The following is an 18,431-nucleotide window of genomic DNA, read 5'->3' as shown; positions in this document are numbered from 1 at the left end:
CGTCATGGCAGCGCCGCGGCGTGCACCAGGAATACCATGTCGTCGCCGGCGCTGGTGCTCAGCCACGTCATTTCCAGGTCGGGGAAGGCCGCCTCGACGTGGGCGCGCTCGTGACCGACCTCGATGACCAGCAGGCCGTCGGGGGTGAGCCATTGCCCGGCATCGGCGATGATGCGGCGCACCACCTCCATACCGTCGTTGCCGCCGGCCAGGGCCATGCGGGGTTCGTGCCTGTATTCGGCGGGCAGGCTCTGCATTGCCTGGTCATTGACGTATGGCGGATTGCTCAGAATTAGGTCGTACCGCGTGGATGGCAGCGGCGCGTAAAGATCGCCCTGGTGCAAGGCGATGCGATCCTGCAATTCGTAGTCCCGGACGTTGATCGCGGCGACCGCCAGTGCGTCGCCGGACAGGTCGACCGCATCGATGTGCGCCTGCGCGAAAGCTTCGGCTGCCAGAATCGCCAGGCAGCCGGAGCCGGTGCAGAGTTCGAGCACGTGGCTGATTTGTTCCGGCTGGGCGATCCAGGGAGCGAACTGCTCCTCCAGCAATTCGCCCAGGAACGAGCGCGGCACGATCACGCGCTCGTCGACATAGAACCGGTAGCCGTGCATCCAGGCTTCATTGGTGATGTAGGCGGCGGGCACGCGCTCGCCGGCACGCCGGTTGATGACCGACAACACGCGCTCGATTTCGGCTGGCAGCAAGGTGGCGTCGAGAAACGGATCGAGCGTGTCGAGCGGTAAATGCAGCGTGTGCAGTACCAGGTAGGCAGCCTCGTCGTACGCTGACGCGCACCCGTGGCCGAACGCCAGCTTGGCCTCGGTAAAACGCGAGACGGCGTAGCGCAGCAGATCGCGCACCGTCGTGAAGGGATGGTCGGACATGAACTTCTCCAGATTGACGCCGCCGGCGGCCGGCAGCGCGGAAGATCGTTATTGGGAAACCTACCGCACCAGCTGCAGCAGTACGCCGCGATATACGTTTTTGAGCGGTTCGATGAACGCGATTTCGATGTGCTCGTCGATTTTGTGAATGCTGGCGTTGGGCGGCCCGAATTCGATCACTTGCGGGCAAATCTGGGCAATGAAGCGCCCGTCCGACGTGCCGCCCGTGGTGGAGAGCGTGGTCTCGACGCCGGTTTCCTGCCGGATGGCCGCGCCAAGCGCTTGCGAGAGATCGCCGCGCGGGGTCAGAAACGGCAGGCCGCCGACGGTCCAGTTCAGGTCGTAGGCAAAACCATGTTTGTCGAGTATCGCCCGAACGCGCGCCTGCAGGCTCTCGACCGTGTTGGCGGTGGAAAAGCGGAAATTGAAATCGATCACCGCCTCGCCAGGGATGACGTTGGTGGCGCCGGTGCCGGCATGGATATTCGACATCTGCCAGGTGGTCGGCGGGAAATATTCGTTGCCGTCGTCCCAACGCTCGGCCACCAGTTCGGCCAGCGCCGGCGCGACCAGATGAATCGGATTGCTCGCCAGGTGCGGATAAGCGATATGGCCTTGCACGCCCTTGACGGTCAGTTTGCCGGACAGCGATCCGCGCCGGCCGTTCTTGACCATGTCGCCCAGCGTGTCGACCGATGTCGGCTCGCCGACGATGCAGTAGTCCAGGCGCTCGCCCCGTTGCTGCAGGGCCTGCACGACCTTGACCGTGCCGTCGGTGGCGGGTCCTTCCTCGTCGCTGGTGATCAGCAGTCCGATGGCATGGCGGTGATCCGGCTCGAGTGCGATGAACTCCTCCGCTGCGACGACGAACGCGGCGATCGAGGTCTTCATGTCGGCAGCGCCGCGGCCATAGAGCTTGCCGTCGCGATGGGTCGGCAGAAATGGATCGGAGTGCCACTGATCGAGCGGGCCGGTCGGCACGACATCCGTGTGGCCGGCGAACACGAGCAGCTTGCCGTCCGTGCCTGCGCTACCGCGCCGCACTGCCCAGAGATTGGTGACGTCGCCCGAGACGATCGTCTCGCAGACGAACCCGAGCGGCGCGAGGCGTTCGATCAGCAGGTCCTGGCAGTCCTGGTCGTCGGGCGTCACCGATCGGCGGGCAATCAATTGCTCGGTGAGCACCAGGGTGGGCGAGGGCGGATGGGACGACGTGTGGGGCGACGTATGGGTCATGGGCGTTCAGAACAGCGCTCGATAGAGTTCGGGCTTGAAGCCGACGGTAACGCGTCCGTGCGCAACCAATACGGGACGCTTGATCAGCGAAGGCTGGGCCATCATCAGCGCGATTGCGCCGGCTTCATCGCTGGCGCTGGCCTGCTCGGCCGCGGTGAGTTTGCGCCAGGTGGTGCCCCGCCGATTGAGCAGCGTCTCGAGCGGCACCTGGGTCAGCCAGCCGCTGAGCATGGCGGCGCTCACGCCGGCTTTCTTGAAATCTTGGAACGTGTAGGCCACGCGCTGCTCGTCGAGCCAGACGCGGGCCTTTTTCACGGTGTCGCAATTGGGAATGCCGTGCAGCACCGCGCTCATGGTCAGTCGCCCCGCAGCAGTTCGTTGATGCCGGTCTTGGCGCGCGTTTGCGCGTCGACCTTCTTGACGATGACGGCGCAGTAGAGGCTGTACTTGCCGTCTTTCGAGGGCAGGTTGCCCGGCACCACCACGGAGCCTGCCGGCACGCGGCCGTAATGCACCTCGCCGGTTTCACGGTCGTAGATTTTGGTGGACTGGCCGATGTAGACACCCATCGAGATAACCGAGTTTTCCTCGACGATGACGCCCTCGACGACTTCGGAGCGCGCGCCGATGAAGCAGTTGTCTTCGATGACGACCGGATTGGCCTGCAGCGGCTCGAGCACGCCGCCGATGCCGACGCCGCCCGACAGGTGCACGTTCTTGCCGATCTGCGCGCATGAGCCGACGGTAGCCCACGTGTCGACCATCGTGCTTTCATCGACGTAGGCACCGATATTCACGTACGAGGGCATCAGCACGACGTTGCGGGCGATGAACGAGCCGCGCCGGGCCACGGCGGGGGGGACCACGCGAAAGCCGCCGGCCGCGAAATCTTCCGCGGTGTAATTGGCGAACTTGGTCGGCACCTTGTCGTAGAACTGCGAAAAACCGCCGGCCGGCATCGGCACGTTGTCTTCCAGGCGGAACGACAGCAGCACCGCCTTCTTCAGCCATTGGTTGACAATCCACTGGCCGTCTTTCTTTTCAGCCACGCGCAGTGCGCCCCGGTCGAGCTCGCCGAGCACGTGATTGACAGCTTCGCGCACGTCGGCCGGTGCGTTCTTGGCGGAGATCTCAGCGCGGTTGTCCCAGGCTTGGTCGATGATATTTTGCAGTTGTTGCGACATGGTATAGATCGATAAAAAAAGAAATTAAAGACTTCGGCAGCATTGCACGATGCGTTGAGCACCTTCGGTGCATTCGTCGACTTCCGCCACCAGTGCGATGCGTACGAAATTCTTTGCCGGATTGGTCCCCTGGCTTTCCCGGCCGAGAAACGAGCCGGGCAGAACAGTCACATTGTAGTCGGCCAGCAGGCGCCGGGTGAATTCGGTATCCGACAGGCCGGTTCGCCGGTCGACGCGGGCCCACAGATAAAAGCCCGCGTCGGGCATGGCGACGTCCAGTACTTCGCCCAGCAGTGGCGCGATCGTCTGGAATTTGCGCACATATTTGCTGCGATTGAGGCGCACGTGCGCCTCGTCGCTCCAGGCCGCGACGCTGGCGGCCTGGATCGCCGGGCTCATCGCGCAGCCATGGTAGGTGCGGTAAAGCAGGAATTGCTTGAGCAAGGCTGCGTCACCCGCGACGAACCCCGAGCGCATGCCCGGCACGTTGGAGCGTTTGGACAGGCTGGAAAACACCACCAGGCGGTCAAAATTCCGACCCAACTGGTGCGCTGCCTCCAACCCGCCGAGCGGCGGGCGTTCTTCGTCGAAATAAATCTCCGAATAACATTCGTCGCTGGCGATGGTGAAGCCGTACTGGTCGGACAGCGCGAATAGTTTGCGCCAGTCGTCCAGGCCGAGTACCGCGCCGGTCGGATTGCCCGGCGAGCAAACGAACAGCAGTTGCACCTGCTGCCAGATTTCTGCTGGCACTGCATCGTAATCGGGCGCAAAATTGCGCGCCGGATCGCTGTTGGCGAAATAAGGGGTCGCCCCTGCCAGGAGCGCCGCACCCTCGTAAATCTGGTAGAACGGATTCGGACACAACACCAGCGCACCGGGACGGCTGGCGTCGACCACTGCCTGGGCGAACGAAAACAGCGCCTCGCGAGAACCGTTGACCGGCAGTACTTCGGTTGCCGGGTTGACGTTCGGCAGCCGGTAACGTTTTTCGAGCCAGTTGGCGATGGCCTGCCGCAAAGCCTCGGTGCCCTGGGTCGCTGGATAATTGGACAAGCCGCCGAGCGCGTCGCTCAGGGCTTCCTTGATGAACAGCGGGGTGGGGTGCTTGGGCTCGCCAATGCCGAAACTGATGGGTTTAAAACCAGCCGCCGGCGTGATGTCCTGCACCAGGGCTCTGAGCTTCTCGAAGGGGTACGGCTGGAGTTTTGCGAGTAACGGATTCACGGGCGATGAGGATTCTCGGTCAATGCATCGGGGGTGATCGGGGGTGTTCACGCCGACGCGCAGTGATAGCGCAAAATTGGCAAGTCGAAAATTATACCGTGGTAGAACGCCTCGGCGCTGAATGTCTTCATCGGCGGCGCGGCATTCGGCGGCTTTCTTAAGGGGAAAACATGACGGAAGCGGTTCGCTCGGCTCCAGCAGCGCCGGGCTGGGCACCGGCGCTGTCGATTCTGGTCGGATCGTCGGTGTGGGGCATTTCCTGGTATCCGTACCGGATGCTGCTGACGTGGGGGATTTCCGCGGCTTTGGCGCAAGTGTTGAGCGCAGTGGTCGCGACGCTTTTCATCAGCGTGGTTTACTGGCGCCGGTTCTCGACGCTGCGCGCTTCGTGGTTGCTGCCGGCCATCGGTCTGGCGGCCGGCGTCGCAAATATCTGTTTCGTCTGGGGTACCACGCACGGCTATGTGATGCGGGTTCTACTGCTGTTTTATCTGAGCCCGGTGTGGACGGCCCTGCTGGCGCAATGGTTGCTGAGCGAGCGGCTCACCGTCGCTGGCGCGCTGCTCATCGCGCTGGCGCTGGGCGGGGCCGCGCTGATGCTTTGGCCGGCCAAGGGCGGGTGGCCGGTACCGGCCACGCCGGCCGAGTGGATGGGGCTGCTGGCCGGGATGGGGTTTGCGGCCAACAATGTGCTGGTTCGGCGTGCCAGCCAGGTATTGCCCGAGATGCGGGCGGAGATGCGGACCTGGGTGATGTTTGTCGGTTGCGTGATCACCGGCGCGCTGTCGCTGTGGATCATGCCCGAGGCTTTGGGGCACGGTGCGGCGCCGGTTTCGCAGCGCGTGCCTGCCGCGCTGGTTCTGATCGCGCTGGGTGTGACGATCGCCGCGACCAATGTGATCGTGCAGTTCGGCCTGGCTCGCGTCGCCGCCAACCGCGCGGCGCTGATCATGCTGTTCGAGATCGTCGTGGCGGCGGTGTCCTCGTGCCTGATCGCTGGTGAAGTGCTCGGGTTGCGCGAAGTTGCCGGCGGTACTTGCATTGTGGCGGCAGGCGTCATCGCTGGTCTGTTACCCGAAACTTCGCATCGCGATGCCGGGAAAAGGGCCCGAGCCGGGGATGCGATGGTATGATTCACACCCATGAATCCGGCTCCCTGGTGCCGCGCCAGCGCGATCAGGGCCGACAGGGTGTGCTGACGCTGCTGTGGGCGTGTCCAGCGTTTTTCCAATGACCGTATAAGCGAACCTGCCGTGCGTCTGACCTCCATCAAACTGGCTGGCTTCAAATCCTTCGTCGATCCGACCCATTTTCACGTGCCCGGCCAACTGGTGGGGGTCGTCGGGCCCAACGGCTGCGGCAAGTCGAATATTATCGACGCGGTGCGCTGGGTGCTCGGCGAGTCGCGCGCTTCCGAATTGCGCGGCGAATCGATGCAGGACGTCATTTTCAATGGCTCGACCACCCGCAAACCCGCCAGCCGGTCCAGCGTCGAGCTGATTTTCGATAACAGCGACGGCCGCGCGGCCGGCCAATGGAGCCAGTACGCGGAGATCGCCGTCAAGCGCGTGCTGACGCGCGACGGCACGTCGAGCTATTACATCAACAACCTGCCGGCACGCCGCCGCGACATTCAGGACATTTTCCTTGGCACGGGCCTGGGCCCACGCGCCTACGCGATCATCGGTCAGGGCATGATTTCCCGCATCATCGAGGCCAAGCCCGATGAGTTGCGGGTATTTCTGGAAGAGGCCGCGGGCGTATCCAAATACAAGGAGCGCCGCCGCGAGACGGAAAACCGCCTGCACGATACGCGCGAGAATCTGACGCGGGTAGAAGATATTCTGCGGGAGCTGGCGAGTAACCTGGACAAGCTCGAATCCCAGGCGGCGGTCGCGCAACAGTTCAAGGCCCTGCAAAGCGACGGCGAAGAGAAGCAGCAACTGCTCTGGCTGTTACGCAGAAATGAAGCGCAGGCCGAACAGGAGCGCCAGCAGCGCGCCATCGAGCAGGCGCAGATCGACCTGGAAGCCCAGATGGCTCGGCTGCGGGCCTCGGAGTCCGAGCTGGAAACCCTGCGCGCCGCGCACTACACCTCGACCGATGCCGTGCAGGCCGCACAAAGTGGACTGTATGAAGCGAACGCCGAAGTCAGCCGGCTCGAGGCGGAAATCCGCTTCGTGGTGGAGTCGCGCAACCGGGTGCAGGCGCAGCTCGCCGCCCTGAGCGCCCAGCGCGAGCAGTGGCTGGCACGTTCGGCCCAGGCGCAGAGCGAGTTGGCCGAGGCGACCGAGGAATTATCGATTGCCGAGGAGCGCAGCGCGCGGGCGCAGGACGAGGCTGCCGCGCGCGGTGACGCACTGCCGGCCACCGAGGCTCGCTGGCGCGACGCTCAGGCCGGGCTCAACGAGCAACGTGCGGAAATCGCCCAGGTCGAGCAGGCCCTGAAACTCGAGGCCGCACATCAACGCAACGCCGACCAGTCCCTGCAGCAATTGCAGCAGCGCCAGGAGCGCCTGCAGGGCGAGGCGCGCGGGCTCGACAAGCCGGACGAAGTCTTGCTGGAAAATCTGCGTGGCGAGTTGGCCGAGCAGCAGGCGCTGCTCGAGGACGCACAGGCGGCGCTGGCCGAAGCGCAAGAAGCGTTGCCGCGCCTGGACGAGGAGCGGCGGTCGGCGCAGGCTAGGGTGCAGGCCGAAGCAGCCGCGATCGCACAACTCGAAGCACGCCTTGCCGCGCTCAAGCAGTTGCAGGAAAGCGTGCAGACCGAGGGCAAGGTCCAGCCCTGGCTCGACAAGCACGAACTCGCGCAATTGCCGCGCCTCTGGAAAAAGCTGCATATCGAGCCGGGCTGGGAAAATGCACTCGAGTCGGTGCTGCGCGAGCGGTTGGCGGCACTCGAAATCAGCAATCTTGACTGGATCAAGGCGTTTGCCAGCGATGCTCCCCCGGCCAAACTGGCGTTTTATTCGCCCCCGGCGGCGAGCCTCCCGCTCGAGTCGCCGGCCGGGCTGCGTCCCTTGATGGCGTTGCTGCGCATCGACGATCCGGGGTTGCGGGCGGTGTTGCAGGAATGGCTGGGGGCCGTGTTTGTGGCCGACGACATGGCACAGGCGCTGTTGCTGCGCGCGCAGCTGCCGGCCGGCGCGACGCTGGTCGTGCCAGCAGGTCATCTGGTCAGCCGCGTTGGCGTGCAACTGTATGCGGCGGACTCCGAGCAGGCCGGACTGCTCGCCCGGCAGCAGGAAATTGAAAACCTGACCAGGCAACTGCGCGCGCAGATGCTGCTGGGTGACGAAGCCAAGACCGCCGCGGTGCGCTGCGAAGCCGCCTACAGCCAGAGCAGTCAGGCGCTTGGCGAGATGCGAGCGCGTGCCGAGCGGGCGACCCAGCAAGTTCATGCGCTGCAGCTGGATGTGCTCAAGCTGACCCAGGCATACGAGCGCTACAACGCACGCAGCACGCAAATCGACGACGAGTTGCGCGAAATCGCCCTGCAAATCGAGGAGCAACTGGCCCTGCGGGCGGAGTCGGAGGCGAATTTCGAACAGGCCGATGCCCGGTTGGCCGAGTTGCAGGCGCATTTCGAGGATGGGCAGCTCGAATTCGAATCGCTCGACACCATGCTTGGCGAGGCGCGCAATCAACTGCGGGATCTTGAGCGCGCTGCTCAGGAAGCCAAATTTGCCGAGAAGAATATCGAAAATAAAATCAATGAATTAACAAGAAATATTCAGACATCGCATGAGCAGGCCGAACGCCTCGTCGCGAGCATCGAGCAAGCTCAGATTGAGTTGGTAAAAATTACCGAGCAAACCGTCGAGAACGGTTTGCAGGACGCCCTGACGGTGCGGGCCGAAAAGGAGGAGATCCTCACTGCGGCCCGCTCGGAACTGGATGCGCTGACATTGCAGTTGCGGCAGATGGATGAGCAGCGCCTGACGGTCGAGCGAGGTTTGCAGCCGCTGCGCGATCGGATTACCGAGCTGCAGCTGAAGGAACAGGCGGCGCGTTTGAACCGGGAGCAGTTTGCCGAACAACTGGCGGCCGCGCAGGTCGATGAGGCGGCGCTGGCTGCCCGGCTGCAGGCCGATATGAAGCCCTCATGGCTGCAAGGCGAGGTGACGCGGATCAACAATGCGATCAATGCGCTCGGACCGGTCAATATGGCCGCCCTGGACGAATTGACCGCCGCGCGCGAGCGCAAGACCTTCCTCGACGCGCAATCGGCCGATCTGACCGAGGCTATCAATACCCTGGAGGATGCGATCCGCAAGATCGACCAGGAAACGCGCACCCTCTTGCAAGGGACGTTCGACGAAGTCAATCGGCATTTCGGCGAGCTTTTTCCGTTGCTGTTCGGCGGCGGCCAGGCCAAGCTGATGATGACCGGCGAGGAAATCCTGGATGCCGGCGTGCAGGTGATGGCGCAACCGCCGGGCAAGAAGAATTCGACCATTCACCTGTTGTCGGGCGGGGAGAAAGCGCTGACCGCGATCGCGCTGGTGTTCGGCATGTTCCAGCTGAATCCGGCACCGTTCTGTCTGCTCGACGAAGTGGATGCGCCGCTCGACGACGCCAATACCGAGCGTTACGCGAAGATGGTCGAGCGGATGTCAAGCAAAACGCAATTTGTGTTCATTTCACACAACAAGATCGCCATGGAAATGGCTCACCAGCTGATCGGCGTTACCATGCAGGAGCAGGGTGTGTCGCGCATCGTTGCGGTGGATATGGAATCGGCCGTGAACATGGTGGAGTCCAACTGAGCGGACTGGCCAGGAAAGATTGAATAGCAATGCCTACGGAGCGAGAGAAGGAAGCCGCGCATGAATGAGCTGCAGCTGGGACTGATTGGCACAGGGATCGTGATATTGCTCGGCGTGGTGGCTTATAACGCCTGGCAAAGCAGTAAGGTGAAACGAAGAATTCCCCGCTCGATGAAAGGCGGCAGCCAAGGGATGGTGCCGGCCGCGGCCGAACACGAGGATGAACGTCCGTTTATCGAGCCAAGCCTGCCGGCGGCCGGCAAGTCTCACCCGGTGAGCGCCGAGCGGCGCGAGCCGACGCTGGCGCGGACGGCGGTCGATGCATCGCACACACCGCCGGCCGAAGACGTCCCTGAGGCGCCGGACACGGCCCAGGCGCCTGCGCCGGTCGAAGAGGCTTCGCCTGCACAGATTGCCGACGCGGCGACGCACGATGATGGCGCCCCCAAATCGAACGAGCCGAGCGAACCGAAGCCGCAGGCCTCCAATCCGAAGCCGGCCGCGCCGGCGGGCAATGCGGCAATCGCGCCGGCCGTCGTGGATGAGCGCATCGATTGTGTCGTGAATTTGCCGCTCGGCGGCACGATCAACGCCGAACGTGTGCTGCCGCTGGCGCAACGGATGCGCCGCGCCGGTGGGAAGGCCGTGCATGTCGAAGGCTGGGTGGAAGATCCCCCGCATTGGGAATTGCTGCGCTCGGGTGGACGCTATACGCAGTTGCGCATGGCGGTGCAGCTGGCAAATCGCGCGGGGCCGCTCAACGAAGTCGAGTTTTCCGAATTCATCAGCCAGGTCCAGACGCTGGCCGATGCGGTGGACGCCCTGCCGGAATTGCCCGACATGATGGAGACCGTCGGCAAGGCGCGCGACCTCGACAGCTTCGCCGCGCAATGCGACGCGCAACTGTCGGTCAACGTGCTGTCCGACGGCGCCCCCTGGTCCGCGAATTACATCCAGGCGGTGGCGACCCAGGATGGTCTGCTGCTCTCGCGTGACGGCACGCGTTTCGTCAAGCTCGACACGCGCCAGAATCCGGTGTTCACGCTGCAGTTCGGCGACACCAATTTCCTGCGCGACGACCTGACTTACAAGGGCGGCGACCTTATCACGCTGTTGCTCGACGTGCCTGTGGCGGACGAAGACCTGCTGCCGTTCCGGTTGATGTGCGACTACGCGAAGTCAATCGGCCAGCGCATCGGCGGGCGGGTTGTCGATGATCAGCGCCGCCTGCTGCCGGAGGCCGCGCTGACCGGAATCGAAACCCAGTTGATGTCGCTCTATGCACGGCTGGAACAACGCGGATTGCCGGCCGGCACTCTGTCGACCCGTCGTCTTTTCGGTCAATAGCAGGTTGCCGGCATTGGCCGCTTAGCGCTCAACTTGCGCGGTACAAACCGCGACTTCATTGGCATAATGATCGTCGTCAACGCCAATGAACGAGCGCATGTCCGACTCTCTTACTAAATCCGGCACGGCAGTCGCACGTGCCGGCATCACTTCTCCGGCCGAACAGGCTGCGCGGCTGCGCGCCGAGCTGGAACAGCATAACTACGCCTATTACGTGCTCGACGCTCCGACGGTGCCCGATGCCGAGTACGACCGCCTTTACGCGGCCCTGGTGCAGATCGAAACCGAGCATCCCGAGCTGGTCACTCCCGATTCTCCGACGCAGCGCGTTGGAGGACAGCCCGCCACGGGTTTTGCGACCGTCACGCATAAAGTCCCGATGCTGTCGCTCAACAACGGGTTTGCCGACGAGGATGTCGTCGCATTCGACCGGCGAGTCAGCGAGGCGCTGTATGAGCGCGACGGCGATGCAAATGACCTCTTTGGACAAGCCGTCGAATATGCCTGCGAGTTGAAATTCGACGGCCTGGCAGTCGCGCTGCGCTATGAGGACGGACTGCTGGTGAAGGCCGCCACGCGAGGCGACGGCACGACCGGCGAGGATGTGACGGCCAACATCAAGACCGTGCGCTCGATCCCGCTGCGCCTGAGGACGCGGACCCCGCCGGCGGTGTTGGAAGCGCGTGGCGAAGTGTTGATGTTCCGCCGTGACTTCGAAAAGATGAACGAGCGCCAGCGCGAGGCGGGCGAAAAGGAGTTTGCCAATCCGCGCAATGCCGCGGCTGGCAGCTTGCGTCAGCTCGATTCGCGTGTGACGGCACGACGTCCCCTGTCGTTTTTTTCTTACGGTATTGGCGAATTGCTGGGCGCGGATATGCCGCCGACCCACGACGCGTTGTTGCGCTGGTATCTCGAGCTCGGCCTGCCGGTATGCGACAGGCGTGCCGTGGTGCACGGCGCGGGTGGCCTGCTCGCGTTCTATCGGGAGGTCGGCCAGGCCCGGGCGTCTTTGCCGTATGACATCGACGGCGTCGTTTATAAGGTCAACCGGCTCGATGAGCAGCAGCGCCTGGGCTTCGTGTCGCGCGCGCCGCGCTTTGCGCTGGCGCATAAATTCCCCGCGCAGGAAGCGCTGACGACCTTGCTCGATATCGAGGTTCAGGTCGGCCGGACCGGCGCCATCACGCCGGTGGCGCGCCTGGCGCCGGTGTTCGTCGGGGGCGTGACGGTAACCAACGCGACGCTGCACAACGAGGACGAAGTCCGCCGCAAGGATCTCCTGATTGGCGACACCGTCATCGTGCGGCGCGCTGGCGACGTGATCCCGGAGGTGGTGGGCGCGGTGCTGGAGCGGCGCCCGGCCGATGCGCGCGCGTTTGTCATGCCGAGCGCCTGCCCGGTGTGCGGATCGGCCATCGAGCGGCTGCCGGACGAGGCGATCGCGCGCTGCACCGGTGGACTGATTTGTGCCGCGCAGCGCAAGCAGGCGCTATGGCACTTTGCCCAGCGCCGGGCGCTGGACATCGACGGACTGGGCGAGAAATTGATCGACCAATTGGTCGATCAGCACCTGATTCGCACGCCGGCCGATCTCTTCAAGCTGGGCTTGGCGAAGCTGGCGGCCCTGGATCGGATGGCCGATAAATCGGCCAGCAATTTGCTGGCGGCGCTCGAGCAGGCCAAGCATACGACGCTGGCGCGCTTCATCTATGCGCTGGGCATTCGCCATGTGGGCGAGGCAACCGCCAAAGACCTGGCCCGTCACTTCGGCATGCTGGATCGGCTGATGGCGGCAAGCGAAGCCGAGTTGCTGGAGGTCAATGATGTCGGCCCGGTGGTAGCGCAGTCCATCGCCAATTTTTTCGCCGAGCCGCATAATGTCGAGGTGATCGAACAACTGCGCGCGGCCGGCGTCAGTTGGGCGGAGAGCGAACCACAGCGCGCCGCGGCGGTCAGTCCATTGGCCGGCAAGACATTTGTCCTGACGGGGACGTTACCGACGCTGTCCCGCGAGCAAGCCAAGGAGCGGCTCGAGGCCGCCGGCGCCAAGGTCGCCGGGTCGGTGTCGAAAAAGACCGACTACGTCGTGGCGGGTGCCGAAGCCGGCAGCAAGCTGGCCAAGGCCGAGGAATTGGGCGTGCCGGTGCTCGACGAAGACGGCATGCTTGCGTTGCTGGATGCGAACTGAAAAGGGAGAGCACTCGATGGTTCACGAAATTCTCAAGATGGGTGATGCGCGGCTGCTTCGCATCGCCAAGCCCGTCGAGCACTTCGATACACCGCAATTGCACGAACTGGTGCGGGATATGTTCGAGACCATGCACGCGGCCAACGGTGCCGGACTGGCGGCACCGCAAATCGGCGTCGACCTGCAACTGGTGATTTTCGGCTTCGAGCAAAACGAGCGTTATCCGGACGCCCCGGCAGTGCCGCAGACGGTGCTGATCAATCCGGTGATTACGCCGCTCACCCAGGATATGGACGAGGGGTGGGAAGGCTGCCTGTCGGTGCCGGGATTGCGCGGCATGGTCAACCGCTTTTCGATGATCCGTTATGAGGGAGTCGACCAGTACGGCAAGCCCATCGACCGTGTGGCGGAGGGGTTCCACGCGCGCGTGGTGCAGCACGAATGCGACCACCTGATCGGCAAGCTATACCCGATGCGCATCACCGATTTTACAAAGTTCGGCTATACCGACGTACTGTTCCCAGGGCTTGACGCACCGGCCGACGATTGAGCGGCGTACCCGCTCGATCGTCATTCAAAACTGCTCGTCGGGACGCAGGTAGCGCCATTGCCCCTGCGGCAGATTGCCCAGTTTGATCCGCCCCATCCGAATACGCTTGAGGCCTGTGACACGCAGGCCGACGAGCTCGCACATGCGGCGGATCTGCCGCTTTTTCCCCTCGCGCAGAACGAAGCGAAGCTGCTCCGGATTCTGCCACTCGACCTCGGCCGGCTTGAGCGGCGCGTCGTCGAGCGAGAGGCCGTGCCGCAGTTTGTCGATCAGCGCCGCGGGGAAGTGCGCCCGCACGTTCTCTTCATGGGATTGGTAGGCGACCCGTACCAGGTATTCCTTGTCGATGTCCGAATCGGCGCCGATCAGCTGGCGGGCGATGCGGCCGTCCTGGGTGAGGATCAGCATGCCGGTCGAATCGATATCCAGACGGCCAGCCGGTGCCAGCCCTCGCAGTTGCTGCGGCGAGAAGCGAATCTTGGCATCGTCTTCCTGCCAGCGGTTGGTTGCGGTGAGCAACGCCGCCGCCGGCGGGTAGTCGTCTTCCGGCTGCCCCGAGACATAGCCGATCGGCTTGTGCAGGACGAAGGTGACTCGTTGGGCCTGCTCGTTGCGTGCGGCGCGCTCGACGGTGATGGCCTGTTCGGGGCGGATCCGGCTGCCAAGCTCGGCTACGACGGCGCCGTCCACCCGGACCCAGCCTTTGGCGATCCACTCGTCGGCTTCCCGCCGTGAACAAATACCCAGTTCCGACATGCGCTTGGACAAGCGCACCATGCCGGTCTCGTCCTGTTTCGTCGCTTCGCGCCGTTTTTGTGGGGAAGCAGGCGATTGCGCGGTCTGACGCGGTGTCCGCGCCGGTGCTGGCGAAGCGGGGCGTTTTGCGCCGACCGATGATGCTCGCCCCTTGGGCGCAGCAGATTGTTTCGCTGCACGAGCCGTTGACGCGGGCGACGTGGGCGAAGCCGGGCGTGGCTTGCGCGCGGCTGCCGTGCCCGCCCGCTTGTCGGCGACGGCGTTGGCTTGACGGCCCGGCGGCTTCGCCGTCGCTTTGCGGGCTGGTGCGACGGGCGCCGTATTCGGTGCTGTGGCCGCTGTCTCGGCAGGTCGTCGGCGCTGCGCTGCGCCGGTGCCGCCGGGGCGTACCGGGGCGCGCGTGCGCTCAGTCGGGCGGGGATGTTTGGCGCTGAGTTTAGCGCGGGGTGTGTCGCTCATATTTCCAGGGTTTCAAGTAATTCGGTTTCCAGGGCGATTTGAAGACGGTTGTCCTGCAAGCCGCGGCCATCGAGCAGGAATATGTCTTCGACGCGCTCTCCAAGGGTGTTGATGCGGGCCGCATGCACGCTGATGCGGTGTTGCGCCAGCACGCGGGCGATGGCATACAGCAGGCCGGTGCGGTCGTTGGCCGAGATCGAAAGCAGATAGTATTGGCCACGCTCGTCGGCGCGCAGATCGACGCGCGGCGTGATCGGGAAGGTGCGCGAGCGGCGCGGCAGCCTGCCCTGGTTCGGTTCGGGCAATGGCGATTGGCTGCTCAACCGCTGCGCCAACTCCGATTCCACCAGATTGATGATGTCCCGGTAACTGGTGCCGGCGCCGGGGTCGGTAATCAGGAAGTTGTCGAGCGCATAGCCATGGCGCGTGGTGTGAACCTTGGCGTCCAGAATCGACAGCCCCTTTCGCTCGAAGTAGCCGCAGATCCGAGCAAACAGGTCGGGTTGATCCGGCGCATAGATAAATACCTGCAGGCCTTCGCCGATGGGCGCCGGACGCCCCTTGACGATCGGCGTCGGCGTGTTGACGAAGCGACTCAGGTGACGCGTCTGCCAGGCAATATCGGCAGCGTCGTTACGCAGGAAGTAAGCCACATCCAACTGGTCCCAAAGCGCTTCGTGAGCATGCTCCGGCACGGTATACAAGCGCAGCAGGCTCAGCGCCTCGGCCTTGCGTGCCTTGAGCTGCGCGTGCGGATCGGGTTGTTCGCCGCCGAGCACCTGGCGGGTGATGCGGTAGAGATCTTCGAGCAGTTTGCCTTTCCAGGCATTCCAGACTTTCGGGCTGGTGCCGCGGATGTCGGCCACGGTGAGCAGGTACAGCGCTGTCAGGTAGCGCTCATTGCCGACTATTTCGGCAAAACGCCGCACGACCTCCGGGTCGGTGGTGTCCTGCTTTTGGGCGACCTGGCTCATGGTCAGGTGTTGCCCGACCAGCCACACGACCAGTTCGGTATCTTCCGCGTCCATGCCATGCTTGACGCAGAAGCGGCGGGCGTCGGTCATGCCGAGCTTGGAGTGGTCGCCGCCGCGACCCTTGGCGATGTCATGGAACAGGGCGGCGACAATCAAGACCCACGGACGGTCGAAATTGGCAATCAGCTGGCTGCAGAACGGGTATTCGTGGGCATGTTCGGCGATCGTGAAGCGGCGGATGTTGCGCACCACCATCAAGATGTGCTGATCGACCGTGTAGACGTGGTAGAGGTCGTGCTGCATCTGGCCCACGACGCCGCGAAAACTGAGCAGATACCGACCCAGGACGCTGGTCTGGTTCATCAGTCTCAAGGCGTGTGTAATGCCGCGTGTCTGCTGCAGAATCTGCAGGAACAGGCGCCGATTTTCGGGGTCGGCGCGCCATTGAACGTTCATCAACTCGCGGGCGTTGTACAGCGCACGCAGGGTGCGTGCCGATAGTCCCTTGGGGCCGACGATCTGCTCGTAAAGCAGAAAGGTTTCCAGAATGGCTGTCGGATGACGTTGGTAGAGATCGTCATCGGCGATTTCGATCATGCCCTGTTTTTCGACAAACCGCTCGTTGAGTACGCGTGTGATTCCGCTGCTTTGCGGGAACAGCCGAGCCTCGACGTTGAGAAGCAGGATGGTATTGAGTTGCGTGACCGCCTTGGCAGCCCAGTAATAGCGGCGCATCAGCTGTTCGCTGGCACGTTTGGCGGCGGTCGGCTTGATGCCGAAGCGTTCGGCCAGCGGCGTTTGCAGGTCGAACACGAGGATATCCTGACGGCGCTGGGCGAGCAGGTGCAGGCGGGCACGGACGTTTTTCAGCAGGCGCTCGTTGCGACGCAGTTCCTTGACCTCGCGCGCGGTCAATAAGTCGCGCTGGTAGAGTTCGTCCCAGCTGTTGCCCAGACCCGCGGCGCGCGTCATCCATAAAATCGTCTGCAGGTCGCGCAAGCCACCCGGGCTTTCCTTGCAGTTCGGCTCCAGGCTGTACGGCGTGTCCTGGTATTTGGCATGGCGCTGGCGCATCTCGAGCTGCTTGCCCCGGAAGAAAGCGCGAGGATCCAGGGCCGCCTTGAAGCGCCCTTCGAATTGCTCGAATAGAGCGCGGTCGCCGGTAATGAAGCGCGCCTCCAGCAGGCTGGTCTGGATCGTGATGTCGCCTTCGGCTTCGCTCAGGCACTGATCGACGGTGCGCACACTGCTGCCGATTTCCAGGCCGATGTCCCACATGAATCCGATGAAGCGCTCCAGCCGGCTCGCTATCGACTCATCGAGCGCGTCGGGGTGCAGGAGCAGGATGTCGACATCCGAGTAGGGAAACAGCTCGCCGCGGCCATAACCGCCTACCGCAACGAGCGCGAGTTGCTGGGGCATTTCGCAGGCATGCCAGGCTTGTGCTGCGATCGAATCGACAGTTTCGCTCAGGCCACGCAAGAGCGGATCGATTTTCCCGTGCTGGCTATAGTGCTCGAGCAAGGCATCCTTGCGGGATTTGAGAGCCTGGCGAAGCGGATGGGGGGCGCGAGCATGGGCATGCATGGTCGGATTTTCCTGGCGCAGGAGGGCGGGGGGGGCGCGTACAGCGCCTGCACGAATGCATGGCGCGCGCGGAACCGTTCGAATTATCGCATCAAATCGTCACCGGACGCGCACTGTGCGGGGCGCCCGAACAATCTCAACCGCTTGCCGGGCGCCGCGCAATGGGTGTTTTACGAGGCGACCGCTTCCAGGACGCTGGAGGGGCGGGCTGGGGTGCCGGCGGAGACGGTCAGGACCTCATGCCCGGTTCCGGTGACGAGAATGGTGTGCTCCCATTGGGCGGAGAGACTGCGGTCGCGTGTCTTGACCGTCCATTGGTCGGGCATGGTCCGAATGTCCCGCTTGCCGGCGTTGATCATCGGTTCAATGGTGAAGATCATGCCAGGCTGGATCTCCAGGCCGGTGCCCGGACGTCCGTAATGTACGACCTGCGGATCTTCGTGGAATACCTGGCCAATGCCGTGTCCGCAATATTCGCGCACAACGCTGAAGCCTTGTGCCTCGGCGTGGCGTTGAATGACATGGCCGATGTCGCCCAGATGCGCGCCGGGCCGTACCTGCTCGATGCCCAGCCACATGCATTCGTAAGTGACATTTACCAGGCGCTTTGCCAGGATCGAGCCTTCGCCGACGATGAACATCCGGCTGGTGTCGCCGAAATAGCCGTCCTTGATGACGGTAATGTCTATATTGAGAATATCGCCGTTCTTGATGACCTTGTCGCCAGGGATGCCGTGACAGATCACATCGTTCACGGAGATGCAGGTGGCCGCCGGATAGGGGGGATAGCCGGGCGGCTGGTAATTCAGGCAGGCGGAAACGGTGTGCTGCTCCTGCTCCATGTACTCGAGGCACAGCCGGTCGAGCTCGCCCGTGCTCACGCCGGCTTTGACGTGGGGGGTAATGAAATCCAGTACCTCACTCGCCAAGCGACAGGCGACACGCATTTTTTCGATATCGTGAGCGGTTTTCAGGGTAATGGCCATGGCTTTGCGCAAAAAAACGGAAATATGAACCATTATCGCACCAAGTGGCGTCAGCCGTTGCCCACGATATTTGAGCTGGGGCGCCGGGCGGTGCGCCGATTCGGCGCTCGATCGCGCGGCTTGAGCACGCGGATGTGCGGATGCTATAATCTCGGGCTAAGTCGGGTTCTGTCTTAGGGTTTTCCGGGATAGTGCAATTCGAGCAGGATTGCCGCGGTCGTCGCGGCGGCGAATGAAGCCGTACTTGGTAGTGAATGTTGTTAGCGCGCAAACCGATGCAT

General features: G+C 63.4%; 13 protein-coding genes. 5 read left to right on the top strand and 8 right to left on the bottom strand.

What is annotated here, in order from left to right:
• Positions 1-2: 2 nt before the first annotated feature.
• Genes prmB through dapC form a run of 5 tightly spaced genes read right to left on the bottom strand, consistent with a single transcriptional unit; the run spans position 3 to position 4,534 of the window.
• On the bottom strand, positions 3-887 hold the full coding sequence (gene prmB, locus PATSB16_RS10315; RefSeq protein WP_047214049.1) for a 50S ribosomal protein L3 N(5)-glutamine methyltransferase: 885 nt from the start codon (positions 885-887) through the stop codon (positions 3-5).
• A 60-nt stretch (positions 888-947) separates the two neighbouring features.
• Positions 948-2,123: a succinyl-diaminopimelate desuccinylase gene (gene dapE, locus PATSB16_RS10310; protein ID WP_047214048.1), complete on the bottom strand. Its 1,176-nt coding sequence runs from the start codon at positions 2,121-2,123 to the stop codon at positions 948-950.
• A gap of 6 nt (positions 2,124-2,129) precedes the next feature.
• On the bottom strand, positions 2,130-2,477 hold the full coding sequence (locus PATSB16_RS10305) for an arsenate reductase (RefSeq protein ID WP_047214047.1): 348 nt from the start codon (positions 2,475-2,477) through the stop codon (positions 2,130-2,132).
• A 2-nt stretch (positions 2,478-2,479) separates the two neighbouring features.
• Positions 2,480-3,307 (bottom strand): 2,3,4,5-tetrahydropyridine-2,6-dicarboxylate N-succinyltransferase, encoded by an 828-nt coding sequence (gene dapD, locus PATSB16_RS10300; protein WP_047214046.1) that lies wholly within the window; start codon positions 3,305-3,307, stop codon positions 2,480-2,482.
• Positions 3,308-3,331: 24 nt separating this feature from the next.
• Positions 3,332-4,534 carry a succinyldiaminopimelate transaminase gene (gene dapC, locus PATSB16_RS10295; RefSeq protein WP_047214045.1) on the bottom strand — a complete coding sequence of 401 codons (1,203 nt, stop codon included), beginning with the start codon at positions 4,532-4,534 and terminating at the stop codon, positions 3,332-3,334.
• A 170-nt stretch (positions 4,535-4,704) separates the two neighbouring features.
• Between dapC and PATSB16_RS10290 the strand changes: the two genes are divergently transcribed.
• From PATSB16_RS10290 to def, 5 genes are all read left to right on the top strand, one after another.
• Positions 4,705-5,667: a DMT family transporter gene (locus PATSB16_RS10290; protein ID WP_047214044.1), complete on the top strand. Its 963-nt coding sequence runs from the start codon at positions 4,705-4,707 to the stop codon at positions 5,665-5,667.
• 120 nt (positions 5,668-5,787) lie between these two features.
• Positions 5,788-9,303: a chromosome segregation protein SMC gene (gene smc / locus PATSB16_RS10285; protein ID WP_047214043.1), complete on the top strand. Its 3,516-nt coding sequence runs from the start codon at positions 5,788-5,790 to the stop codon at positions 9,301-9,303.
• Positions 9,304-9,363: 60 nt separating this feature from the next.
• Positions 9,364-10,650 carry a cell division protein ZipA C-terminal FtsZ-binding domain-containing protein gene (locus tag PATSB16_RS10280; protein ID WP_047214042.1) on the top strand — a complete coding sequence of 429 codons (1,287 nt, stop codon included), beginning with the start codon at positions 9,364-9,366 and terminating at the stop codon, positions 10,648-10,650.
• Positions 10,651-10,747: 97 nt separating this feature from the next.
• Positions 10,748-12,838 carry an NAD-dependent DNA ligase LigA gene (gene ligA, locus PATSB16_RS10275; protein WP_047216467.1) on the top strand — a complete coding sequence of 697 codons (2,091 nt, stop codon included), beginning with the start codon at positions 10,748-10,750 and terminating at the stop codon, positions 12,836-12,838.
• Positions 12,839-12,854: 16 nt separating this feature from the next.
• Positions 12,855-13,388, top strand: coding sequence for a peptide deformylase (gene def / locus PATSB16_RS10270; RefSeq protein WP_047214041.1), 534 nt, complete (start codon positions 12,855-12,857; stop codon positions 13,386-13,388).
• 24 nt (positions 13,389-13,412) lie between these two features.
• Here def and PATSB16_RS10265 read toward each other — a convergent pair whose 3' ends face one another.
• The 3 genes from PATSB16_RS10265 to map all read right to left on the bottom strand — a co-directional run bounded on the left by PATSB16_RS10265 (position 13,413) and on the right by map (position 18,150).
• Positions 13,413-14,603, bottom strand: a complete 1,191-nt coding sequence (locus tag PATSB16_RS10265; protein ID WP_083566748.1) for a pseudouridine synthase — start codon at positions 14,601-14,603, stop codon at positions 13,413-13,415.
• Positions 14,600-17,164 (bottom strand): [protein-PII] uridylyltransferase, encoded by a 2,565-nt coding sequence (locus PATSB16_RS10260; protein WP_047214039.1) that lies wholly within the window; start codon positions 17,162-17,164, stop codon positions 14,600-14,602. Before PATSB16_RS10260 ends, PATSB16_RS10265 begins: the two co-directional genes overlap by 4 nt.
• A gap of 170 nt (positions 17,165-17,334) precedes the next feature.
• Positions 17,335-18,150, bottom strand: a complete 816-nt coding sequence (gene map / locus PATSB16_RS10255) for a type I methionyl aminopeptidase (protein WP_047216466.1) — start codon at positions 18,148-18,150, stop codon at positions 17,335-17,337.
• Positions 18,151-18,431: the final 281 nt, after the last annotated feature.

Origin of the sequence: Pandoraea thiooxydans (genome assembly GCF_001931675.1) — a bacterium.
Taxonomy (GTDB): domain Bacteria; phylum Pseudomonadota; class Gammaproteobacteria; order Burkholderiales; family Burkholderiaceae; genus Pandoraea; species Pandoraea thiooxydans.
This window is presented reverse-complemented; position numbering and strand designations above follow the sequence as displayed.

Bases quoted from the DNA above. Each gene is read 5' to 3' on its own strand.
- PATSB16_RS10260 (WP_047214039.1), bottom strand. From the start codon at position 17,164: ATGCATGCCCATGCTCGCGCCCCCCATCCGCTTCGCCAGGCTCTCAAA.
- ligA (WP_047216467.1), top strand. From the start codon at position 10,748: ATGTCCGACTCTCTTACTAAATCCGGCACGGCAGTCGCACGTGCCGGC.
- map (WP_047216466.1), bottom strand. From the start codon at position 18,150: ATGGCCATTACCCTGAAAACCGCTCACGATATCGAAAAAATGCGTGTC.
- dapD (WP_047214046.1), bottom strand. From the start codon at position 3,307: ATGTCGCAACAACTGCAAAATATCATCGACCAAGCCTGGGACAACCGC.
- PATSB16_RS10280 (WP_047214042.1), top strand. From the start codon at position 9,364: ATGAATGAGCTGCAGCTGGGACTGATTGGCACAGGGATCGTGATATTG.
- def (WP_047214041.1), top strand. From the start codon at position 12,855: ATGGTTCACGAAATTCTCAAGATGGGTGATGCGCGGCTGCTTCGCATC.
- dapE (WP_047214048.1), bottom strand. From the start codon at position 2,123: ATGACCCATACGTCGCCCCACACGTCGTCCCATCCGCCCTCGCCCACC.
- PATSB16_RS10265 (WP_083566748.1), bottom strand. From the start codon at position 14,603: ATGAGCGACACACCCCGCGCTAAACTCAGCGCCAAACATCCCCGCCCG.
- prmB (WP_047214049.1), bottom strand. From the start codon at position 887: ATGTCCGACCATCCCTTCACGACGGTGCGCGATCTGCTGCGCTACGCC.
- PATSB16_RS10305 (WP_047214047.1), bottom strand. From the start codon at position 2,477: ATGAGCGCGGTGCTGCACGGCATTCCCAATTGCGACACCGTGAAAAAG.
- PATSB16_RS10290 (WP_047214044.1), top strand. From the start codon at position 4,705: ATGACGGAAGCGGTTCGCTCGGCTCCAGCAGCGCCGGGCTGGGCACCG.